The following is a 1,583-nucleotide window of genomic DNA, read 5'->3' on the forward strand; positions in this document are numbered from 1 at the left end:
CACGCGGGCCGTTACGGCTGTCCGCGTCCCTGACCAGGCTACTGAACCGGTTGCTAGGGCTGATCCATCGCCCTAGGCTGATGCGAGCGTCGCCGGGAGCCGGGCGGCGGCTGTCGGGCTGCAGCCGCCTTCCCCTGTCACGTCCCACCCCTGTCGGGCACCGGGGGTCCTCCCTGAGGAAGGCCATGAAGACTCGACTCTCCGCCGCCGGCTCGGCCCTGCTCGCGTTGCTCCTCGCCGTGCTGGCGTTCAGCCAGCCGGCGCACGCCGCGGCCGGCTTCTCCGTCGCGGGCGGCAAGCTGTACGACGCCAACGGCGCCCAATTCATCATGCGTGGGGTGAACCACGCCCACACCTGGTATCCGCAGCAGACCAGCACGTTCGCGAACGTCAAGGCACTCGGCGCGAACACCGTGCGGGTGGTGCTCGCCAGTGGCGACCGGTGGACCCGCAACACCAACGCCGACGTCGCCAACGTCATCTCGCTGTGCAAGGCCAACCGGCTGATCTGCGTACTGGAGGTGCACGACACCACCGGCTACGGCGAGCAGAGCGGCGCGATCACGCTGGACCGCGCCGTCGACTACTGGCTCAGCCTGAAGGATGTGCTGGTCGGCCAGGAACGGTACGTCATCGTCAACATCGGCAACGAGCCGTACGGCAACCAGAACTACTCCTCGTGGGCCACCGACAACGCCAACGCGATCAAGCGACTGCGGGCCGGTGGGCTGACCCACACGATCATGGTGGACGCCCCGAACTGGGGGCAGGACTGGTCGTTCACCATGCGCGACAACGCCGCCGCGGTCTTCGCGGCGGACCCGGCCCGCAACACGGTCTTCTCCATCCACATGTACGGCGTCTTCGACACCGCCGCCGAGATCACTGACTACCTGGGCCGTTTCCGGGCGGCCGGGCTGCCCATCGTGGTCGGTGAGTTCGGCTTCAACCACTCCGACGGTGACCCGGACGAGGACACCATCCTCGCGTACAGCCAGGCCAACGGGATCGGCTGGCTGGGCTGGTCGTGGAGCGGCAACGGGGGCGGCGTGGAGTACCTCGACATGGCCACCGCGTTCAACCCGGCCAGCCTGACCAGCTGGGGGCAGCGGGTCTTCAACGGCGCCAACGGCATCCGGCAGACCGCCCGCGAGGCAAGCGTCTTCGGCGGCACCCCGCCGCCGACCACGCCCCCGCCCACGACGCCTCCGCCGACGACCCCGCCGCCCACCACGCCGCCGCCGACCACTCCACCGCCCGTCGGTGGCTGCACGGCGACGTACACGGTGCTCAACCAGTGGCAGGGTGGCTTCCAGGGCGAGGTGCGGGTGACCGCCGGCACGAGCGCGATCACCGGTTGGACCGCCCGGTGGACCCTCGCCAGCGGTCAGAGCGTCACCCAGGCCTGGAACGCGACGGTGACCAGCAGCGGATCCACGGTGACCGCGCGCAACGTGGACTACAACGGCCGGCTGGCTGCCGGCGCCAGCGCCAGCTTCGGCTTCATCGGCAGCTGGACCGGCACCAACCCCAAGCCGGAGGTGAGCTGCACGGCAAGCTGACCGACGCCAGGTGGCCGGGCC

1 protein-coding gene is annotated in these 1,583 nt (G+C 70.1%); it reads left to right on the plus strand.

What is annotated here, in order from left to right; translation table 11 throughout:
* Positions 1-185: 185 nt before the first annotated feature.
* Positions 186-1,562, plus strand: coding sequence for a cellulase family glycosylhydrolase (locus tag AB0J68_RS32060; protein WP_363942613.1), 1,377 nt, complete (start codon positions 186-188; stop codon positions 1,560-1,562).
* The last annotated feature ends 21 nt before the right edge of the window (positions 1,563-1,583 follow it).

Source organism: Micromonospora sp. NPDC049580 (assembly GCF_040675595.1).
GTDB lineage: Bacteria > Actinomycetota > Actinomycetes > Mycobacteriales > Micromonosporaceae > Micromonospora.

What these genes read in the sequence shown, in the direction of transcription:
- AB0J68_RS32060 (WP_363942613.1), top strand. Translation starts at nt 186, where the DNA reads ATGAAGACTCGACTCTCCGCCGCCGGCTCGGCCCTGCTCGCGTTGCTC.